Source organism: Enterobacter sp. HG048 (assembly GCF_024702055.1).
In the GTDB taxonomy this organism is placed as follows: Bacteria; Pseudomonadota; Gammaproteobacteria; order Enterobacterales; family Enterobacteriaceae; genus Enterobacter; species Enterobacter dykesii.
In genome coordinates, this window is the sequence record NZ_JANLIZ010000006.1 from 38,786 (window position 1) to 58,381 (window position 19,596).

The 19,596-nt window shown below is 56.7% G+C and carries 18 protein-coding genes; 13 read left to right on the forward strand and 5 right to left on the reverse strand.

The window, feature by feature from the left end:
• The first annotated feature begins 5 nt into the window (after nucleotides 1-5).
• The 5 genes from ubiI to NUX24_RS09660 all read left to right on the forward strand — a co-directional run bounded on the left by ubiI (nucleotide 6) and on the right by NUX24_RS09660 (nucleotide 6,923).
• The gene (gene ubiI, locus NUX24_RS09640) at nucleotides 6-1,208 is read left to right on the forward strand and encodes an FAD-dependent 2-octaprenylphenol hydroxylase (protein WP_047650191.1); all 1,203 of its coding nucleotides are present in this window, start codon (nucleotides 6-8) and stop codon (nucleotides 1,206-1,208) included.
• A gap of 397 nt (nucleotides 1,209-1,605) precedes the next feature.
• Nucleotides 1,606-2,700, forward strand: coding sequence for a glycine cleavage system aminomethyltransferase GcvT (gcvT, locus tag NUX24_RS09645; protein ID WP_029739208.1), 1,095 nt, complete (start codon nucleotides 1,606-1,608; stop codon nucleotides 2,698-2,700).
• Nucleotides 2,701-2,723: 23 nt separating this feature from the next.
• The gene (gene gcvH, locus NUX24_RS09650; protein WP_257831215.1) at nucleotides 2,724-3,113 is read left to right on the forward strand and encodes a glycine cleavage system protein GcvH; all 390 of its coding nucleotides are present in this window, start codon (nucleotides 2,724-2,726) and stop codon (nucleotides 3,111-3,113) included.
• A gap of 126 nt (nucleotides 3,114-3,239) precedes the next feature.
• Nucleotides 3,240-6,113 carry an aminomethyl-transferring glycine dehydrogenase gene (gene gcvP, locus NUX24_RS09655; RefSeq protein ID WP_257831217.1) on the forward strand — a complete coding sequence of 958 codons (2,874 nt, stop codon included), beginning with the start codon at nucleotides 3,240-3,242 and terminating at the stop codon, nucleotides 6,111-6,113.
• A gap of 66 nt (nucleotides 6,114-6,179) precedes the next feature.
• Entirely contained in the window at nucleotides 6,180-6,923 is a 744-nt protein-coding gene (locus NUX24_RS09660) for an SDR family oxidoreductase (protein ID WP_047650195.1), read from the forward strand.
• A gap of 76 nt (nucleotides 6,924-6,999) precedes the next feature.
• Here the strand turns inward: NUX24_RS09660 and bglA are convergent, their stop codons facing one another.
• Together bglA and NUX24_RS09670 are read right to left on the reverse strand one after the other, a co-directional pair.
• On the reverse strand, nucleotides 7,000-8,433 hold the full coding sequence (gene bglA / locus NUX24_RS09665) for a 6-phospho-beta-glucosidase BglA (RefSeq protein ID WP_126329713.1): 1,434 nt from the start codon (nucleotides 8,431-8,433) through the stop codon (nucleotides 7,000-7,002).
• Nucleotides 8,434-8,549: 116 nt separating this feature from the next.
• A complete protein-coding gene (locus tag NUX24_RS09670; protein WP_257831365.1) occupies nucleotides 8,550-9,281 on the reverse strand; it encodes a MurR/RpiR family transcriptional regulator in 732 nt (243 codons plus the stop codon).
• Between the two features lie 265 nt (nucleotides 9,282-9,546).
• Here NUX24_RS09670 and NUX24_RS09675 point away from each other — a divergent pair, with 265 nt between their 5' ends.
• Nucleotides 9,547-10,206, forward strand: coding sequence for a hemolysin III family protein (locus NUX24_RS09675; protein WP_257831220.1), 660 nt, complete (start codon nucleotides 9,547-9,549; stop codon nucleotides 10,204-10,206).
• 74 nt (nucleotides 10,207-10,280) lie between these two features.
• Here NUX24_RS09675 and ygfZ read toward each other — a convergent pair whose 3' ends face one another.
• Nucleotides 10,281-11,261, reverse strand: a complete 981-nt coding sequence (gene ygfZ / locus NUX24_RS09680) for a tRNA-modifying protein YgfZ (protein WP_126329711.1) — start codon at nucleotides 11,259-11,261, stop codon at nucleotides 10,281-10,283.
• A gap of 294 nt (nucleotides 11,262-11,555) precedes the next feature.
• On the opposite strand from ygfZ, the gene sdhE reads away from it, so the two are divergent.
• On the forward strand, nucleotides 11,556-11,822 hold the full coding sequence (gene sdhE / locus NUX24_RS09685) for an FAD assembly factor SdhE (protein ID WP_006178375.1): 267 nt from the start codon (nucleotides 11,556-11,558) through the stop codon (nucleotides 11,820-11,822).
• Entirely contained in the window at nucleotides 11,803-12,213 is a 411-nt protein-coding gene (locus NUX24_RS09690) for a protein YgfX (protein ID WP_021242050.1), read from the forward strand. Before sdhE ends, NUX24_RS09690 begins: the two co-directional genes overlap by 20 nt.
• A 6-nt stretch (nucleotides 12,214-12,219) precedes the next feature.
• On the opposite strand, the gene fldB is transcribed toward NUX24_RS09690, so the two are convergent.
• The gene (gene fldB / locus NUX24_RS09695) at nucleotides 12,220-12,741 is read right to left on the reverse strand and encodes a flavodoxin FldB (protein ID WP_023309099.1); all 522 of its coding nucleotides are present in this window, start codon (nucleotides 12,739-12,741) and stop codon (nucleotides 12,220-12,222) included.
• A 101-nt stretch (nucleotides 12,742-12,842) separates the two neighbouring features.
• Between fldB and xerD the strand changes: the two genes are divergently transcribed.
• The 5 genes from xerD (at nucleotide 12,843) to lysS (ending at nucleotide 18,936) form a co-directional block, all read left to right on the forward strand.
• Complete coding sequence (xerD, locus tag NUX24_RS09700) at nucleotides 12,843-13,739, forward strand: site-specific tyrosine recombinase XerD (RefSeq protein WP_023309098.1); 897 nt, start codon at nucleotides 12,843-12,845, stop codon at nucleotides 13,737-13,739.
• 28 nt (nucleotides 13,740-13,767) lie between these two features.
• Nucleotides 13,768-14,481 (forward strand): bifunctional protein-disulfide isomerase/oxidoreductase DsbC, encoded by a 714-nt coding sequence (dsbC, locus tag NUX24_RS09705; RefSeq protein ID WP_029740340.1) that lies wholly within the window; start codon nucleotides 13,768-13,770, stop codon nucleotides 14,479-14,481.
• A 5-nt stretch (nucleotides 14,482-14,486) separates the two neighbouring features.
• Nucleotides 14,487-16,220: a single-stranded-DNA-specific exonuclease RecJ gene (gene recJ, locus NUX24_RS09710; protein ID WP_045355605.1), complete on the forward strand. Its 1,734-nt coding sequence runs from the start codon at nucleotides 14,487-14,489 to the stop codon at nucleotides 16,218-16,220.
• Between the two features lie 90 nt (nucleotides 16,221-16,310).
• Nucleotides 16,311-17,409 (forward strand): peptide chain release factor 2 gene (prfB, locus tag NUX24_RS09715; RefSeq protein WP_096151315.1). Its coding sequence is split into 2 segments (ribosomal slippage): nucleotides 16,311-16,385 and nucleotides 16,387-17,409, totalling 1,098 coding nucleotides; the frame shifts between segments, so codons are not numbered across the junction.
• Nucleotides 17,410-17,418: 9 nt separating this feature from the next.
• Complete coding sequence (lysS, locus tag NUX24_RS09720; protein ID WP_023309094.1) at nucleotides 17,419-18,936, forward strand: lysine--tRNA ligase; 1,518 nt, start codon at nucleotides 17,419-17,421, stop codon at nucleotides 18,934-18,936.
• A gap of 38 nt (nucleotides 18,937-18,974) precedes the next feature.
• On the opposite strand, the gene idi is transcribed toward lysS, so the two are convergent.
• Entirely contained in the window at nucleotides 18,975-19,517 is a 543-nt protein-coding gene (gene idi, locus NUX24_RS09725; RefSeq protein WP_193805677.1) for an isopentenyl-diphosphate Delta-isomerase, read from the reverse strand.
• Between the last annotated feature and the right edge of the window lie 79 nt (nucleotides 19,518-19,596).

The following is a 19,596-nucleotide window of genomic DNA, read 5'->3' on the forward strand; positions in this document are numbered from 1 at the left end:
TCACCGTGCAAAATGTTGATGTCGCCATCGTTGGCGGCGGTATGGTCGGACTGGCGCTGGCCTGTGGTTTACAGGGCAGCGGCCTGCGCGTGGCGGTGCTGGAGCAAAAGCAGCCCCAGCCCGTTGCCCCGGATGCCCCGCCGGAACTCCGCGTCTCGGCGATCAATGCCGCCAGCGAGAAATTGCTGACGCACCTTGGCGTCTGGGCAGATATTGTGGCGCAGCGCGCCAGCTGCTATCACGGCATGGAAGTGTGGGATAAAGACAGCTTTGGTCATATTGCTTTTGATGATGAAAGCATGGGCTACAGCCATCTGGGTCATATCATCGAAAACGCGGTGATCCACCACGCGCTGTGGCAGAAAGCACAGCAGTGCAGCGACGTGACGCTGATTGCGCCTGCGCAGATCCAGCAGGTGGCATGGGGCGAAAACGAGGCGTTTATCACCCTGCAAAGCGGCGATATGCTGACCGCGCGGCTGGTGGTCGGCGCTGACGGTGCCAACTCCTGGCTGCGTAATAAAGCCGATATCCCGCTGACCTTCTGGGACTATCGTCATCACGCTCTGGTCGCGACGATCCGCACAGAGGAGCCGCACGGCGGCGTGGCGCGGCAGATTTTCCACAACGACGGCATTCTGGCGTTCCTGCCGCTTGCCGATCCGCACCTGTGCTCGATTGTCTGGTCCCTGGTGCCGGAGAAAGCCCGGCAGATGCATGAGGCAGCGCCGGACGCCTTTAACCAGGCGCTGTGCGTGGCCTTTGATAACCGCCTTGGCCTGTGCACGCTTGAAAGCGAGCGGCAGGTGTTCCCGTTAACCGGCCGCTACGCGCGTCAGTTTGCCGCGCACCGTCTGGCGCTGGTCGGTGATGCGGCGCATACCATTCATCCGCTGGCCGGGCAGGGCGTCAACCTTGGCTTTATGGACGCGGCGGAGCTGGTTGAGGAACTGCGTCGCCTGCACCGCGAAGGCAAAGATATCGGCCAGCATCTGTACCTGCGTCGCTACGAGCGCAGCCGCAAGCACAGTGCGGCGATGATGCTGGCGGGCATGCAGGGCTTCCGCGAGCTGTTTGCCGGGGCGAATCCGGCAAAAAAACTGCTGCGCGACATTGGCCTCAAGCTTGCTGACACCCTTCCGGGTGTTAAGCCCCAACTCCTCCGTCAGGCGATGGGTCTTAACGATCTTCCCGACTGGTTACGCTAATTTAGACCCCTGTCACACTTTATTTTCCCGGCCTCTGCGCCGGGGAGATTTCCTCGTTTGAAATATTCTAATTTCACGTCATTTTTCGCATTAGAAAATCTAATATACGGGATTTTATGTTACGGAAATTCGGCCCGATTTTCCGCACGAAATATCAGCATGTGCTAAATCCTGTTAGATCATTGTTAATTTTGTGCGGGGTTAATCGCATTTTTCCAGTGAATAACTCTGTAGGCTTTTTAGCGTTTTTTGGTCATAAGCTAATGTGATGACCCGTTTTACCTTATGGTTAACCGCCGGTTTCGGTGGTAAGTTCGGGTAAAAGAGAACGTTTGCGTCGGCGCCAGGTAACGGGGCCGATACCGGGTTTCACGGTGAATTTTTCAACGAGGACAAGATGGCTCAACAGACTCCTTTGTACGAACAACACGTGTTATGCGGCGCCCGCATGGTGGACTTCCACGGCTGGATGATGCCGCTGCACTACGGCTCGCAGATTGATGAGCACCACGCGGTGCGCACCGATGCCGGTATGTTCGACGTGTCCCACATGACGATTGTCGATCTGCGCGGTAGCCGCACCCGGGAGTTTTTGCGTTATCTGCTGGCAAACGACGTCGCCAAACTGAAAACGCCGGGTAAAGCGCTCTATACCGGCATGCTGAATGCCTCGGGCGGCGTGATTGATGACCTTATCGTCTACTACTTCACTGAAGATTTCTTCCGCCTCGTTGTAAACTCCGCCACCCGCGAAAAAGACCTCTCCTGGATCACCCAACACGCCGAACCTTATGCCATCGACATCACCGTCCGTGACGATCTGTCGCTGATCGCCGTACAGGGGCCGAACGCGCAGGCGAAAGCCGCGTCTCTGTTTAACGACGAGCAGCGTAAAGCAACCGAAGGCATGAAGCCGTTCTTCGGCGTGCAGGCGGGCGATCTGTTTATCGCTACCACCGGCTACACCGGTGAAGCGGGCTACGAAATAGCGATGCCGAACGAGAAGGCCGCTGATTTCTGGCGTGCGCTGGTGGAAGCTGGCGTGAAGCCTGCGGGTCTGGGCGCGCGCGATACGCTGCGTCTGGAAGCGGGGATGAATCTTTACGGTCAGGAGATGGATGAAGGCGTCTCTCCGCTGGCCGCCAACATGGGCTGGACCATCGCGTGGGAACCGGCTGACCGTGACTTTATTGGCCGCGAAGCGCTGGAGATGCAGCGCGAGAAGGGCACTGAACAGCTGGTGGGCCTGGTGATGACCGAGAAGGGCGTGCTGCGCGGTGAACTGCCGGTGCGTTTTACCGATGCCGACGGCAATCCTCGCGAAGGCGTGATCACCAGCGGTACCTTCTCCCCAACGCTGGGCTACAGTATTGCACTGGCACGCGTGCCGGCGGGCATTGGCGAAACGGCGGTGGTGCAAATCCGCAACCGCGAAATGCCGGTCAACGTGACCAAACCGATTTTTGTTCGCGCCGGTAAGCCGGTCGCCTAATCATTTTTATCAGGAGAACTTCAATGAGCAATGTGCCAGCAGAACTGAAATACAGCAAAGAACACGAGTGGCTGCGCAAAGAGGCGGACGGCACTTACGCCGTAGGGATCACCGAGCACGCGCAAGAGCTGCTGGGCGACATGGTGTTTGTTGACCTGCCTGACGTGGGCACGACCGTGAGCGCGGGCGACGACTGCGCCGTGGCGGAGTCCGTAAAAGCGGCATCCGACATCTATGCCCCTGTGAGCGGCGAAATCGTTGCCGTCAACGACGCGCTGAGCGATTCGCCGGAACTGGTGAACAGCGAGCCTTATGAAGGCGGCTGGATCTTCAAGATCAAAGCCAGCGACGAATCTCAGGTTGCCGCGCTGCTGGATGCGACCGCGTACGAAGCACTGTTAGAAGACGAGTAAGCCATTATCCCTCTCCCCTTTGGGGAGAGGGTAGGGTGAGGGGAACAGACGACACCCTCACCCCAACCCTCTCCCTCAGGGAGAGGGAGAAAACACATTCACTGCACGTTTCAGGAACCATCGCTCATGACACAGACTTTAAGCCAGCTTGAAAACCGTGGCGCCTTCATCGAACGTCACATTGGGCCGGATGCTCAGCAACAGCAGGAGATGCTGAAGACGGTTGGCGCGGATTCATTAAACGCACTGATCGGCCAGATTGTGCCAAAAGACATCCAGCTTGCCACGCCGCCTCAGGTGGGGGAAGCCACCACGGAATTCGCCGCGCTGGCGGAGCTGAAGGCTATCGCCGGCCTGAACAAGCGCTATAAGTCTTACATTGGCATGGGCTACACCAACGTGCAGTTACCGCCGGTTATCCTGCGCAACATGCTGGAAAACCCGGGCTGGTACACCGCTTACACCCCTTATCAGCCAGAAGTCTCCCAGGGCCGTCTGGAAGCGCTGCTAAACTTCCAGCAGGTGACGCTGGATCTGACCGGAATGGATATCGCCTCCGCCTCGCTGCTGGATGAAGCGACCGCCGCCGCCGAAGCAATGGCGATGGCAAAACGTGTGAGCAAGCTGAAAAATGCCAACCGCTTCTTCGTGGCGGCGGACGTGCATCCGCAGACGCTGGACGTGGTGCGTACACGCGCAGAGACCTTCGGCTTTGACGTGATCGTCGATGACGCTGACAAAGTGCTGGATCACCAGGACGTCTTTGGCGTGTTGCTGCAGCAGGTAGGCACCACCGGTGAAGTTCACGACTACGGCGCGCTGATTGCCGAGCTGAAATCCCGCAAAGTGGTTGTCAGCGTTGCCGCCGATTTTATGGCGCTGGTGCTGCTGACGGCGCCGGGCAAACAGGGCGCGGATATTGTGTTCGGCTCTGCGCAACGCTTCGGCGTGCCGATGGGCTACGGCGGCCCGCACGCGGCGTTCTTCGGCGCGAAAGATGAATTCAAACGCTCTATGCCAGGCCGTATTATCGGCGTCTCAAAAGACGCTGCCGGTAACACCGCGCTGCGCATGGCGATGCAAACCCGCGAGCAGCACATCCGCCGCGAGAAAGCGAACTCCAACATCTGTACCTCCCAGGTGCTGCTGGCAAACATCGCCAGCCTGTACGCCGTGTTCCACGGCCCGGCTGGCCTGAAGCGTATTGCCAGCCGCATTCACCGTCTGGCCGATATTCTGGCCTGCGGCCTGCAGCAGAAAGGTCTTAAGCTGCGCCATGCCCACTACTTCGACACCCTGTGCGTGGACGTGGCGGACAAAGCGGCCGTGCTGGCCCGCGCGAACGCGGCAGAGATCAACCTGCGCAGCGACATCCACAACGCCGTCGGCATTACGCTGGATGAAAGCACCACCCGCGACGATATCCTGAACCTGTTCAGCGTGCTGCTGGGTGACGCGCACGGTCTGGACATTGATGCGCTCGACAAAGAGGTCGCGCTCGACAGCCGCTCCATTCAGGAAAGCATGCTGCGTAACGACGCGATCCTGACGCATCCGGTCTTTAACCGCTACCACAGCGAGACCGAGATGATGCGCTATATGCACTCTCTGGAGCGCAAGGATCTGGCGCTGAACCAGGCGATGATCCCGCTGGGCTCCTGCACCATGAAGCTGAACGCCGCGGCGGAGATGATCCCGATCACCTGGCCTGAATTCTCCGAGCTGCACCCGTTCTGCCCGCCGGAGCAGGCGGAAGGTTATCATATGATGATCAACCAGCTTTCCGACTGGCTGGTGAAGCTGACCGGCTACGACGCGCTCTGCATGCAGCCGAACTCTGGCGCGCAGGGTGAATATGCGGGCCTGCTGGCAATCCGTCACTATCACGAAAGCCGTAACGAAGGTCACCGCGATATCTGCCTGATCCCAAGCTCTGCCCACGGTACCAACCCGGCCTCTGCCCAGATGGCGGGTATGGAAGTCGTTGTGGTGGCGTGCGATAAGAACGGCAACATCGATCTGGCCGACCTGCGCGCGAAAGCCGAGCAGGCGGGCGACAAGCTTTCCTGCATCATGGTGACCTATCCGTCCACCCACGGCGTGTACGAAGAGACTATCCGTGAAGTGTGCGAAGTGGTGCACCAGTTCGGCGGTCAGGTTTACCTCGACGGCGCGAACATGAACGCTCAGGTGGGCATTACCTCTCCGGGCTTTATCGGCGCGGACGTGTCGCACCTCAACCTGCACAAAACCTTCTGCATCCCTCACGGCGGCGGCGGACCGGGCATGGGCCCAATCGGCGTGAAAGCGCACCTGGCGCCGTTTGTGCCTGGCCACAGCGTGGTGCAGATTGAAGGCATGCTAACCCGTCAGGGCGCGGTCTCTGCGGCACCGTTCGGCAGCGCCTCTATCCTGCCAATCAGCTGGATGTATATCCGCATGATGGGCGCGGAAGGGCTGAAGCAGGCGAGCCAGGTGGCGATCCTGAACGCTAACTATATTGCAACTCGCCTGAAGTCCGCCTTCCCGGTGCTCTATACCGGTCGCGACGGTCGCGTGGCGCACGAGTGCATCCTGGATATTCGTCCTCTGAAAGAAGCGACGGGCATCAGCGAGCTGGATATCGCCAAGCGCCTGATCGACTACGGCTTCCACGCGCCAACCATGTCGTTCCCGGTTGCGGGCACGCTGATGGTGGAGCCAACGGAGTCTGAAAGCAAAGCCGAGCTGGACCGCTTTATCGACGCGATGCTGGCAATCCGCATGGAGATCGACCGCGTGCAGGACGGCGAGTGGACGCTGGAAGATAACCCGCTGGTCAACGCCCCGCACACCCAGCACGAAATGGTGGCAGAGTGGAACCACGGTTACTCCCGTGAGCTGGCGGTCTTCCCGGCAGGCGTGGCAAACAAATACTGGCCGACCGTGAAGCGTCTCGATGACGTCTACGGCGACCGTAACCTGTTCTGCTCCTGCGTACCGATGAGCGAATACCAGTAATTTCTTTGCCGTACTGTAGGCCGGGTAAGCGTAAGCGCCACCCGGCTTTTTTATTGGGAGAAGATAATGGCAATTGCACTGGTCACCGGCGCCAGCCGCGGAATTGGGAAAGCCACCGCGCTGCAGCTGGCTCGCGAAGGCTACACCGTGGCGGTGAACTATCATCACAACATTAAAGCCGCGACGGATGTGATCAACCAGATCGTTGAAGCGGGCGGTAAAGCCTTTGCCGTCCGCGCAGATATCAGTGATGAAGCCCAGGTGCTGGCGATGTTTGACAGCCTCGATCGTGAAGGCGAGCCGCTTCGTGCGCTGGTCAATAATGCGGGGATTCTGTTTGAACAATCCACTATCGAGAATCTGTCCGCAGAGCGCATTAACCGCGTCCTGGCGACCAACGTCACGGGCTACTTTCTCTGCTGCCGGGAAGCGGTAAAACGCATGTCCTTTAAGCATGGCGGCAAGGGCGGGGCGATAGTGAACGTCTCTTCCGCCGCGTCGCGCCTGGGCGCGCCGGGTGAATATGTGGATTACGCCGCGTCCAAGGGGGCGGTGGATTCGCTGACAACCGGGCTGTCGCTGGAGGTGGCGGCGCAGGGCATTCGCGTCAACTGCGTACGTCCGGGTCTGATTTATACCGATATTCATGCGTCCGGCGGAGAGCCGGGTCGAGTGGATCGCGTGAAATCGTTGCTGCCGATGCAGCGCGGCGGCCAGCCGGAAGAGGTGGCGCAGGCGATTGTCTGGCTGCTGAGCGAGAAGGCGTCGTACGTGACGGGGAGCTTTATTGAGCTGGCGGGCGGGAAGTAAACCCCCTCATCCTAACCCTCTCCCAAAGGGAGAGGGGATCAATCGTAGGCCGGTGCAAGCGTAGCGCCGCCCGGCGTTAAAGTTTCTCGCCGTTGCTGGCAATCACTTCCTTATACCAGTTAAAGCTCTTCTTGCGGGAACGCGACATGTCGCCCGTGCCGTCGTCGTGCTTGTTCACGTAGATAAAGCCGTAGCGCTTGCTGTACTGGCCGGTGGTAAATGACACGCAGTCGATACAGCCCCACGGCGTATAGCCCATCAGATCCACGCCATCGTGCGTCACGGCTTTGATCATCTCTTCCACGTGGGCACGCAGGTAGTCGATGCGATAGTCGTCGTTGATACTGCCGTCTTCTTCCACCTTATCGTAGGCACCGAAGCCGTTTTCCACGATAAACAGCGGTTTCTGATAACGCTCGTACAGTTCGCACAGGGAATAGCGCAGGCCTACCGGATCGATCTGCCAGCCCCAGTCGGATGCTTTCACGTGCGGGTTTGGCACGCTGCCTTCAAAACCGGAAATCGCATCGCCGGTACCGCCTTCCGCTTTCACCGCGTTGGTCATGTAGTAGCTGAAACCTAAGTAGTCGCAGGTACCTTCACGCAGGATCTGCTCGTCGCCTGCCTCCATTTTTATGGAGAAACCGCGGCGCTCCCACTCGTTCAGCACGTAGGATGGGTAGTAACCACGCAGCTGGACGTCGGTAAAGACATAGCGCTCGCGCATCGATTCCTGGGCGAACATCACGTCTTCCGGCTTGCAGGAGAATGGATAGAGCGCCACCATGGCCAGCATGCAGCCAACTTTCATCTCCGGGTTGATGCGGCGCGCGGCTTTCACCGCCAGGGCGCTGGCCACAAACTGATGGTGCAGGACCTGATACATGGTCTCTTCCGGATTTTCATGTTCGGTATAGACCACGCCCGAGCAGCAGTAGCCGAACAGCGGCGCGCGCCAGTTACGCTGGTTGTTGATTTCGTTGAAGGTCATCCAGTATTTGACCTTGTTTTTGTAGCGCTCAAAAACCACTTCCGCGAAGCGCACGAAGAAATCGACCACTTTACGGTTGGTCCAGCTACCGTACTCCTGCACCAGGTGCAGCGGCATTTCGAAGTGGGAGAGGGTGATCACCGGTTCGATGTTGTATTTCAGCAGCTCGTCGAACATGTCGTCGTAGAACTTCAGCCCCTCTTCGTTTGGCTGCGTTTCGTCACCTTTCGGGAAGATGCGTGTCCAGGCGATAGAGGTGCGGAAGCACTTGAAGCCCATCTCGGCAAACAGCTTGATGTCTTCTTTATAGTGGCCGTGGAAGTCGATGGCCTCGTGGTTTGGGTAGTATTTACCCGGCACGACTTCCTGGGTGATTTCGCGCGGGACGCCGTGCGCGCCGCCGGTCAATACGTCACAAATGCTTGGCCCTTTGCCGCCTTTGTTCCAGCCGCCTTCAACCTGGTGAGCGGCAACCGCGCCGCCCCATAAAAAATCTTTTGGTAAGGTTAATTTTTTCATCGCTGCTCTTCTCAATAAATGGCTTATTGGCATCGAGTCTAGCAAAGCGAAATGGAATGTCACGATATAACAATTCACAGTAAATGTGATTTGTCACATCAAAAAAACAGGGTGTTTTATTCTGTGAGTTTCTTCGCCAGTTTACGTCCGAGAGATTCCAGAATATAAATGACGGGAATTTGCGTGGTGATGTCGTAGACGCCTGCAATACGCGTCTGAGGAACGTGCCAGGAGAGATTAAAGTCCGCCAGTTTTGCGAGACGCGAGTGCTCGTGGCTGGTTATCGAGAGCACCTTGCAGTGATGCAGGCTGAACTGGCTGGCGAAGCGCAGGATCTCCTCGGTCTCGCCCGAGACGGAAAGCACAATGGCCAGCGCATTTTTCGCCATATCATTGGTGACCGGGAAATAAGGGTCGTCAATATGGTTACTGAATTTACCGATATTAGAAAAGAAGCGTGCGCCATATTTTGCCAGCGAACCCGATGTTCCGGCACCGACAAATATAATTCGCTCGGACGATAAAATAATATCAACCGCCTTATCTAATAACGCGTCGAACTCTTCATTATTCACGCTTTTAAAAAAGCTGATAATTTCGCTGGCACCGAAATTCGCCTGCTGGGGCTCGTTCTGTTCAAGATAAAGCTTAAAGCGCACCCGAAATTCAGAATATCCTTCGCAGTTAAGCTTGCGGCAAAAGCGCAGGATAGTCGTGGTTGAGACACCCGCCGCATCCGCCAACTCGCGGATGGTCATGTACATCACTTTGTCACGATTTTTTATGACATAGTTGTAGACCATCATCTCCAGGTTATTGAGACTGGCAATGGCTGAGTGGGTGAACATACTCACAATGGCATAACTCTCATTCTGAACTCATCGCCATATCATAACATGCACCCAGAGGGCAGGATCCATTTTTATACTCTTGATTCATAATGATTAAATTTTTATGTGAACAATTGTTAGGTGAAAGATTTCATTATATCTATGATTTTTAGGTATAAATTTTGAAATGAAATTATTTTAGCTAACAGGTGTTCACTGGAATCATTCTCAGTTAGCATAGTTATGCGATGAATAATCATCTTTTGTTTTCCCGGAGTTTTGTATGGTGAGTAGACCATTAATCGCACAGGGATATTCGCTGGCTGAGGAAGTAGCCAACAGCATCAGCCACGGTATTGGCCTGGTGTTTGGGATTGTCGGTTTAGTGTTATTGCTGGTACAGGCGGTAGACGCCAATGCCAGCGTGATGGCCATTACCAGCTACAGCCTGTATGGCGGGAGTATGATCCTGCTGTTCCTGGCGTCGACGCTGTATCATGCGATCCCGCATCAGCGGGCCAAGATGTGGCTCAAGAAATTTGACCACTGCGCTATCTATCTTCTTATTGCAGGCACCTACACGCCGTTTTTGCTGGTGGGGCTCAACTCACCGCTGTCGCGTGGCCTGATGATTGTTATCTGGAGCCTGGCACTGCTGGGGATCCTGTTTAAGCTGACCATCGCGCACCGGTTTAAGGTGCTGTCACTGGTCACCTATCTGACAATGGGCTGGCTGTCGCTGATTGTGGTGTATCAACTGGCAATCAAACTGTCGGTAGGGGGCGTGACGCTTCTGGCCTTAGGTGGCGTGGTGTACTCGCTCGGCGTGATTTTCTACGTCTGCAAGCGCATCCCATACAACCATGCCATCTGGCACGGCTTTGTGCTTGGCGGCAGCGTATGCCACTTTTTGGCGATCTATTTGTACGTGGGGCAGGCGTAGTTTTTTCCACCGTGCGGGCGGTTGCCCTTACCCCGGCCCTCTCCCAAAGGGAGAGGGAATACACCTGAAGACAATTACTCTTCTAACGAATACGGCAACGGCTCGATGCTCAGCGTTTTCGCATCGTCACGCACGCGGAACACGCTGTCAGCTTCCATATCGTTGTTCATGACGGCCTGAACCAGAAGACTTCCATCATCCAGCTGTACGGCGGCTAACACGGTGCCGGTGCGGCGCCAGTTATCACCCATCTTCAGCTCTAAGTCTTCACCCGCTTCAGGTACACGGCTGGCATGACCCGCCAGCGTCCAGAGCGCTCGTTTGTTTGCCCCGCGGAATTTTGCTCGCGCCACCATCTCCTGGCCGGTGTAACAGCCCTTTTTAAAGCTGATGCCCCCCAGCGCCTGCAGGTTCGTTGCCTGAGGAATGAACTGCGCGCTGTTTGCTGCGTCAATCACCGGCAGACCCGCTTCGATGTTCAGTGCAAGCCACTGCTGACTGTTGTTGAGCTGCGCTTCGCCGCGCAGCGCTTCGGTCACGTGTTCGGCCGTTGCCGCATCCGTGACTAACAGGAAACGCTCCGCCGGGTGTTCAAACCACAGGATGGAGGTCGCGCCTTCGCTGACCACCTGCTTTTCTGCGTCCGGCAGTTCGCTGAAGAGATTTTTCAGCGCCGCTCGCGCCTGGAAACCAGCCACGCCCAGCAGGACATGTTCGTCGTCCGGGGCGATAGTGACTTTGGAAAAGACCGCGTACTTCTTCAGCTCTTTGAGCTGGGCCTCTTGCAGGCTGCGGCGCTCAATAAAGGCAAAGCCGTCCTGACGGCGGAAGAGGCGCAGGTTGCTCCACATTTTGCCTTTTGGGTCGCAATGCGCGGCCAGCAGGTGCTGGTGTTCGGTCATCTGACTGACGTCGGCGGTCACCTGGCCCTGCAGATATTTTTCGGCGTCGGCACCGGTGAGCGTTGCCAGCGCCCAGTCATCAAGAGAAATAAGCGTCAGCGGCAGACGCGCAGAGGCGGCGGGCTGGCGAGGAGAAAATGGTGTAAATGCCATAACGATATCCTGAATTGCTTAACGCTTTGATAATGCCTAATGGTAAAAGAGCCTGCAGGCAATGCAAGCGCTTTCAACAGACCATTTGTGCCCTAAACCGGTTATGCGTAGCGCTACGCAAAATAATGTAATCCGCTGTCTTTGTAGGGATTATTCTGGAAGCCTGCTCGGCGATCGCAATATTCCAGTAATGGAACGGTCAAAAACACGTTACACTAGCTGGTGTCCCCGTAGAGAAATAAAGAACACTGAACGGGGTACCGACTGTGCCAAACGTAATGCAGGAAACTGAACATGGATATTAACAACAAGGCCCGTATTCACTGGGCGTGCCGTCGCGGCATGCGTGAACTGGATATTTCCATCATGCCTTTCTTCGAATACGAGTATGACACCTTAAGCGACGACGATAAGCGTCTGTTTGTTCGCCTGCTTGAGTCTGACGATCCGGATTTATTCAACTGGCTGATGAACCACGGCAAACCCGCCGACACCGAGTTGCAACGGATGGTGCAATTAATTCAAACACGGAATCGGGAACGTGGTCCTGTGGCAATCTGATCTTCGCGTCTCGTGGCGCTCGCAGTGGATGTCTTTATTGCTCCACGGCCTGGTTGCGGCCTTTGTGTTGCTGATGCCGTGGCCGCTGAGCTATACCCCGCTGTGGCTGTTGTTACTCTCGTTTGTCGTGTTTGACAGCGTACGCAGCCAGCGTCGCATTAATGCCCGTCAGGGAGAGATCAAGCTACTGATGGATTCCCGCCTGCGCTGGCAGGGTAAAGAGTGGGATATTCTTGGTATGCCCTGGATGCTCAACTGCGGCATGATGTTACGGTTGCGCAAGGTGGACGGCGGGCGTTGCCAGCATCTGTGGCTGGCGGCTGACAGTATGGATGCTGCCGAGTGGCGAGACCTGCGCCGGATGCTGTTGCAACAGACGACGCAGGGATAATGCGCGTTAGCTAAACTTTTCTGCCATTTCGCCCAGAATCTGCTCGCACCAGCTTTGCAGGCGCTCATCGCTGAGATCGTACTGGTTGGTTTCATCCAGCGCGAGCCCAACAAACAGCTCGCCGTCGGCAATAATCGGTTTTTTACTGGTGAACTCGTAACCTTCGGTTGGCCAGTAGCCGATAAACGACACCCCTTTCGGTGCCAGTTTGTCATGCAGCATGCCGAGCGCGTCCAGGAACCATTCCCCGTAACCGAGCTGGTCCCCCATGCCGTACATGGCAATGATTTTACCGTCGAGGTTGACTGAGTCGAGTTGATCCCAGATGGCTTCCCAGTCTTCCTGTATCTCACCAAAATCCCAGGTTGGGATGCCAAGGATCAGGACATCGTACTGTTCCATCAGCGCGACCGCGTCATCTTTCAGGTTATGCAACGTCACCAGTTCCGGGCCAATGATGTCGCGAATTTTCTCTGCCGCCATTTCGGTGTAGCAGGTGCTGGAACCATAGAACAGACCAATATTCATCGCGTAACTATCTCAATTCTTGCTTTGACTATGCGCGTAGTGTACCAGAAACCGGTCGCAATCAGGCATAATGGCCTGACTGCAGAATCAAAGGGGCTGATGTGGAAAAGGATCTCGCACTGATTGAACAGTTTCTCGACGCGCTGTGGCTGGAGAAAAATCTGGCCGAGAATACCCTCAGCGCCTACCGTCGCGATCTCACCATGCTGGTGGAGTGGCTTGCGCACCGGGGGTTATCCCTTGCGAGCGCGCAGCGTGATGACCTGCAGGCGCTGCTTGGGGAACGTATTGCAGGGGGCTATAAAGCCACCAGTTCCGCGCGTTTGCTTAGCGCCATGCGTCGGCTGTTCCAGCATCTCTACCGTGAGAAGATTCGCGAAGACGATCCCAGCGCGCTGCTGGCTTCCCCTAAGCTTCCGCAGCGGCTGCCGAAAGATCTCAGCGAAGCACAAGTTGAGAGATTATTACAGTCACCGGCTGTTGACCTGCCGCTGGAGTTACGCGATAAAGCCATGCTTGAGCTATTGTATGCTACCGGCTTGCGCGTTTCGGAACTGGTTGGCCTGACGATGAGCGACATCAGCCTGCGTCAGGGCGTGGTGCGCGTCATTGGTAAAGGAAATAAGGAAAGGCTGGTTCCGCTGGGGGAAGAGGCGGTTTACTGGCTGGAAACGTACCTGGAGCATGGCCGTCCGTGGCTGCTCAATGGTACGTCTATCGACGTCCTGTTTCCGAGCCAGCGCGCCCAGCAGATGACGCGGCAAACGTTCTGGCATCGCATTAAGCATTACGCCACACTGGCGGGTATCGACAGTGAAAAGCTTTCGCCGCACGTATTGCGTCACGCCTTCGCGACGCATCTGTTAAACCACGGCGCTGATTTACGCGTGGTGCAGATGCTGCTGGGCCACAGCGATCTTTCCACGACGCAAATTTACACCCATGTCGCGACGGAACGCCTGCGGCAGCTACACCAACAGCACCACCCTCGTGCGTGAGTGCCGACGAATTGTAACAGGATCACATATGAAAAAGTCTTTCGCGCTGTTCACCCTGCTGGCAGCCTCATTTACCGGTTTCGCCCATGCGGACGATGCCGCCATCAAACAGTCGCTGGCTAAGCTTGGCGTCACCGGTAGCGATATTCAGCCTGCACCGGTTGCCGGAATGAAAACGGTACTGACCAACAGCGGCGTGCTGTACGTCACCGAAGACGGCAAACATATTATTCAGGGGCCAATGTACGACGTGAGCGGCGCGCAGCCGGTGAACGTCACCAACCAGCTGCTGATGAAAAACCTGAACGCGCTCGAAAAAGAGATGATCGTCTATAAAGCGGCGCAGGAAAAACACGTTATTACCGTCTTCACCGACATCACCTGCGGCTACTGTCACAAGCTGCATGAAGAGATGAAAGACTATAACGCGCTGGGCATTACCGTGCGTTATCTGGCCTTCCCACGCGCGGGCGTGCAGAGCCAGCCCGAGCAGGACATGAAGGCTATCTGGTGTGCGAAAGACCGCAACAAAGCGTTTGACGACGCGATGAACGGCAAAGGCGTTAAGCCGGCCTCCTGCGACATTGATATCGCTAACCACTACGCGCTCGGCGTGCAGTTTGGCGTGAGCGGTACGCCAGCGATTGTCCTGAGCAACGGCTATGTTGTTCCGGGCTATCAGGGACCGAAAGAGATGAAAGAGTTCCTCGACGCGCACCAGAAACAGTTTGGTGGTAAATAATCCGCGTGAAAGCCCCGATAAAATTGCGCCGCCGCGAGGCGGTTGAACCGGTTGATTTGCCAGACGATCTCCCGGCGCTGCTTAAGCGCCTCTACGCAAGCCGCGGCGTGCGTCGCGCTGAGGATCTTGAGCGCAGCGTGAAAGGGATGCTGCCCTGGCAGCAGCTGAGCGGTATCGAAAAAGCTACCGAAATGCTCTACAACGCGCTGCGTGAAGGAACGCGGATTGTGGTGGTAGGGGATTTCGACGCCGACGGCGCAACCAGCACCGCGCTGAGCGTGCTCAGCCTGCGCGCGCTGGGCTGCGATAACGTCACGTATCTGGTGCCTAACCGTTTTGAAGACGGCTATGGCCTCAGCCCGGAAGTGGTCGATCAGGCCCACGCCCGCGGTGCGCAGATGATCATGACCGTCGATAACGGGATCTCCTCCCATGCGGGCGTCGATCATGCTCACGCTCTGGGGATCCCGGTACTGGTTACCGATCACCACCTGCCGGGCGAAACGCTGCCGGATGCGGAAGCGATTATTAACCCCAACCTGCGCGACTGCGATTTCCCATCGAAATCCCTTGCGGGCGTAGGCGTGGCGTTTTATCTGATGCTGGCGTTACGGACCCTGCTGCGCGATAAGGGCTGGTTCGACTCTCGCGGTATTGCCGTACCGAACCTGGCGGAATATCTCGATCTGGTGGCGCTGGGCACCGTCGCGGACGTGGTACCGCTTGATACCAATAACCGCATTTTGACCTGGCAGGGCCTAAGCCGCATTCGCGCGGGCAAGTGCCGTCCGGGGATCAAGGCGCTGCTGGAGATTGCCAACCGCGATCCGCTCAAGCTGGCGGCAAGCGATTTGGGCTTTGCCCTCGGCCCGCGTCTTAACGCAGCCGGAAGACTGGACGATATGTCCGTCGGCGTGGCGCTGCTGCTGTGCGACAACATCGGTGAAGCGCGCGTGCTGGCCAATGAGCTGGACGCGCTGAACCAGACCCGCAAAGAGATTGAGCAGGGGATGCAGGCCGAAGCGCTGACCCTGTGCGAAAAACTTGAACGCAGCGGCGATACGCTGCCTGGCGGCCTGGCGATGTACCATCCCGAGTGGCATCAGGGCGTGGTCGGCATTCTGGCGTCGCGTATTAAAGAGCGCTTCCACCGGCCGGTGATCGCCTTCGCACCCGCGGGCGACGGCACGCTGAAAGGCTCTGGCCGCTCAATTCAGGGGTTGCACATGCGCGATGCTCTGGAGCGTCTCGATACGCTGTACCCGGGTCTGATGATCAAGTTCGGTGGCCATGCGATGGCGGCAGGCCTGTCGCTGGAAGAGGCGAAATTCGACGAATTCCAGCGGCTGTTTGGTGAACTGGTCACCGACTGGATTGACCCGGCCCTGCTGCAGGGGGAAGTGGTGTCCGATGGTGAGCTTTCACCGCTTGAGATGACGATGGACGTGGCGCAAATGCTCCGCGATGCCGGCCCGTGGGGGCAGATGTTCCCGGAACCGCTGTTCGACGGCCGTTTCCGTCTGCTGCAGCAGCGCATCGTCGGCGAACGTCATCTGAAGGTGATGGTCGAGCCCGTGGGCGGAGGACCGCTTCTGGACGGCATTGCCTTCAACGTCGATACCTCCATCTGGCCGGACAACGGCGTGCGCGAGGTCGAGCTGGCGTATAAACTGGACATCAACGAGTTTCGCGGTAACCGCACCCTGCAGATCATCATCGACAATATCTGGCCAATTTAGCGGCAGTAATCTCTATAAAAAAGGGCGTGGATTCGGTACAATCCCGCTCTTATCACCGCATTTTGACAAGTCCATAAAAGAAAACAGACCATGTTTGAAATTAATCCGGTAAAAAACCGTATTCAGGACCTCACGGAGCGCTCTGACGTTCTTAGGGGGTATCTTTGACTACGATGCCAAGAAAGAGCGTCTTGAAGAAGTAAACGCCGAGCTGGAACAGCCGGACGTCTGGAACGAACCTGAACGCGCACAGGCGCTGGGTAAAGAGCGTTCCTCTCTCGAAGCTATCGTAGATACGCTGGATCAAATGGCCCAGGGGCTGGAAGATGTTTCCGGTTTACTGGAGCTGGCCGTCGAAGCCGACGACGAAGAAACCTTTAACGAAGCCGTGGCAGAACTCGACGTGCTGGAAGAGAAGCTGGCGCAGCTGGAATTCCGCCGTATGTTCTCCGGCGAATACGACAGCGCTGACTGCTATCTCGATATTCAGGCGGGTTCTGGCGGCACCGAAGCGCAGGACTGGGCCAGCATGCTGACGCGTATGTACCTGCGCTGGGCAGAAGCGCGCGGCTTCAAAACCGAAATCATCGAAGAGTCTGAAGGTGAAGTTGCGGGTCTGAAATCCGTCACCATCAAGATCATTGGCGATTACGCCTACGGCTGGCTGCGTACTGAAACCGGCGTTCACCGCCTGGTGCGTAAGAGCCCGTTCGACTCCGGTGGCCGTCGTCATACCTCCTTCAGCTCCGCGTTTGTTTATCCGGAAGTTGATGAAGATATTGATATCGAAATTAACCCGGCGGACCTGCGTATCGATGTTTATCGCGCATCCGGCGCGGGTGGTCAGCACGTTAACCGTACGGAATCAGCGGTGCGTATTACCCACATTCCAACCGGGCTGGTAACACAGTGCCAGAACGACCGTTCCCAGCATAAGAACAAAGACCAGGCCATGAAGCAGATGAAAGCAAAGCTTTATGAGCTGGAGATGCAGAAGAAAAATGCTGAGAAACAGGCGATGGAAGACAACAAGTCCGACATCGGTTGGGGCAGCCAGATCCGTTCTTACGTCCTTGATGACTCCCGCATCAAAGACCTGCGTACCGGGGTTGAAACCCGCAACACGCAGGCGGTGCTGGACGGCAGCCTGGACCAATTTATCGAAGCAAGTTTGAAAGCAGGGTTATGAGGAACCAACATGTCTGAACAACAAGCACAGGGCGCTGACGCGGTAGTCGATCTTAACAACGAACTGAAAACCCGCCGTGAGAAGCTGGCAGCACTGCGCGAGCAGGGCGTGCCGTTCCCGAACGATTTTCGTCGTGACCACACCTCAGACCAACTGCACGCTGACTTCGACGCTAAAGAGAACGAAGAGCTGGAAGCGCTGAACGTTGAAGTGGCCGTTGCTGGCCGCATGATGACCCGTCGTATCATGGGCAAAGCCTCCTTCGTGACCTTGCAGGACGTGGGCGGCCGTATTCAGCTGTACGTTTCCCGTGACGACCTGCCGGAAGGCATTTACAACGAGCAGTTCAAGAAGTGGGACCTGGGCGATATTCTGGGCGCGAAAGGTAAACTGTTCAAAACCAAAACCGGTGAACTGTCTATCCACTGCACCGAGCTGCGTCTGCTGACCAAAGCCCTGCGCCCGCTGCCGGACAAATTCCACGGCCTGCAGGATCAGGAAGCGCGCTACCGTCAGCGCTACCTGGATCTCATCTCTAACGATGAATCCCGCAAGACCTTCAAAATTCGCTCCCAGATCATGGCCGGTATTCGCCAGTTCATGGTGAACCGCGACTTTATGGAAGTGGAAACCCCAATGATGCAGGTGATCCCTGGCGGCGCGTCTGCGCGTCCGTTCATCACCCATCACAACGCCCTGGACCTGGACATGTACCTGCGTATCGCGCCGGAACTGTACCTGAAGCGTCTGGTGGTCGGTGGTTTCGACCGCGTGTTCGAAATCAACCGTAACTTCCGTAACGAAGGTATCTCCGTTCGTCATAACCCAGAGTTCACCATGATGGAACTCTACATGGCGTATGCAGATTACAAAGATCTGATCGAGCTGACCGAATCCCTGTTCCGTACCCTGGCGCAGGACATCCTGGGCACCACGCAGGTTCCTTACGGTGAAGAAGTCTTCGACTTCGGCAAGCCGTTCGAAAAACTGACCATGCGCGAAGCGATCAAGAAGTACCGTCCGGAAACCAACATGGCGGATCTGGATAACTTCGACTCTGCGAAAGCGATCGCGGAAAGCATCGGTATCAAGGTTGAGAAGAGCTGGGGTCTGGGCCGTATCGTGACCGAGATCTTCGAAGAAGTGGCCGAAGCGCACCTGATTCAGCCGACCTTCATCACCGAATACCCGGCTGAAGTCTCTCCGCTGGCGCGTCGTAATGACGAGAACCCGGAAATCACCGATCGCTTCGAATTCTTCATCGGCGGCCGTGAAATCGGCAACGGCTTTAGCGAGCTGAACGATGCGGAAGACCAGGCTCAGCGCTTCCAGGATCAGGTTGACGCGAAAGCGGCAGGCGACGACGAAGCGATGTTCTTCGACGAAGACTACGTGACCGCGCTGGAGCACGGCCTGCCACCAACGGCTGGTCTGGGTATCGGTATCGACCGTATGGTGATGCTGTTCACCAACAGCCACACCATCCGCGACGTGATCCTGTTCCCGGCGATGCGCCCGGTGAAATAAGTCGTTTAGTTGTCAAAAAAGCCCCGAAAGGGGCTTTTTTATTGCGCCGCGAAGGCTTTGAGTTTTTCGCGGGCGGTCGTCGCTTCCATGACCATCCACGGGCTAAAGGCCCAGGGCGTCGCGTCCAGCGCGCGGAATAACGCGTCCAGCTCAACCCACTGATAGTCCATCACTTCATCTTCGTTTATCGTCACGTCATTGGTGATGCGGGCGGCGAATACAGGGCAAATTTCGTTTTCCACAATCCCCGACGGGTCGGTTTCCCGATAGCGAAATTCAGGGGCGACGGCGGTGATATCGGCTAGCTCAGCGCCCACTTCAAAGCGGCAGCGGCGGATTATCGCCTGGACTGTCTCTTCGCCGGACTGTGGGTGCCCGCAGACGGAGTTGGTCCAGACGCCGGGCCAGGCCTTTTTGCTTAAGGCGCGTCGGGTGATCAGACACTCGCCTTTTGCGTTAAAAAGCCAGGAAGAGAACGCCAGATGCAGCGGGGTATGTAACGTGTGCGCGGCATATTTTTCCTGAGTGCCAATCACCTTTCCCTGGTCATTTACCAAAATAACGTGTTCTTGAATACTCATTGATGCTCCAGTGCCAAAATGCCGAGTGGTTCAGCACCATCAGCCGGATCATTATACTGCATTCTTATACGAACGGTTT

What these genes read in the sequence shown, in the direction of transcription:
- gcvT (WP_029739208.1), top strand. Translation starts at nt 1,606, where the DNA reads ATGGCTCAACAGACTCCTTTGTACGAACAACACGTGTTATGCGGCGCC.
- gcvH (WP_257831215.1), top strand. Translation starts at nt 2,724, where the DNA reads ATGAGCAATGTGCCAGCAGAACTGAAATACAGCAAAGAACACGAGTGG.
- gcvP (WP_257831217.1), top strand. Translation starts at nt 3,240, where the DNA reads ATGACACAGACTTTAAGCCAGCTTGAAAACCGTGGCGCCTTCATCGAA.
- NUX24_RS09660 (WP_047650195.1), top strand. Translation starts at nt 6,180, where the DNA reads ATGGCAATTGCACTGGTCACCGGCGCCAGCCGCGGAATTGGGAAAGCC.
- bglA (WP_126329713.1), bottom strand. Translation starts at nt 8,433, where the DNA reads ATGAAAAAATTAACCTTACCAAAAGATTTTTTATGGGGCGGCGCGGTT.
- NUX24_RS09670 (WP_257831365.1), bottom strand. Translation starts at nt 9,281, where the DNA reads ATGTTCACCCACTCAGCCATTGCCAGTCTCAATAACCTGGAGATGATG.
- NUX24_RS09675 (WP_257831220.1), top strand. Translation starts at nt 9,547, where the DNA reads ATGGTGAGTAGACCATTAATCGCACAGGGATATTCGCTGGCTGAGGAA.
- ygfZ (WP_126329711.1), bottom strand. Translation starts at nt 11,261, where the DNA reads ATGGCATTTACACCATTTTCTCCTCGCCAGCCCGCCGCCTCTGCGCGT.
- sdhE (WP_006178375.1), top strand. Translation starts at nt 11,556, where the DNA reads ATGGATATTAACAACAAGGCCCGTATTCACTGGGCGTGCCGTCGCGGC.
- fldB (WP_023309099.1), bottom strand. Translation starts at nt 12,741, where the DNA reads ATGAATATTGGTCTGTTCTATGGTTCCAGCACCTGCTACACCGAAATG.
- dsbC (WP_029740340.1), top strand. Translation starts at nt 13,768, where the DNA reads ATGAAAAAGTCTTTCGCGCTGTTCACCCTGCTGGCAGCCTCATTTACC.
- lysS (WP_023309094.1), top strand. Translation starts at nt 17,419, where the DNA reads ATGTCTGAACAACAAGCACAGGGCGCTGACGCGGTAGTCGATCTTAAC.
- idi (WP_193805677.1), bottom strand. Translation starts at nt 19,517, where the DNA reads ATGAGTATTCAAGAACACGTTATTTTGGTAAATGACCAGGGAAAGGTG.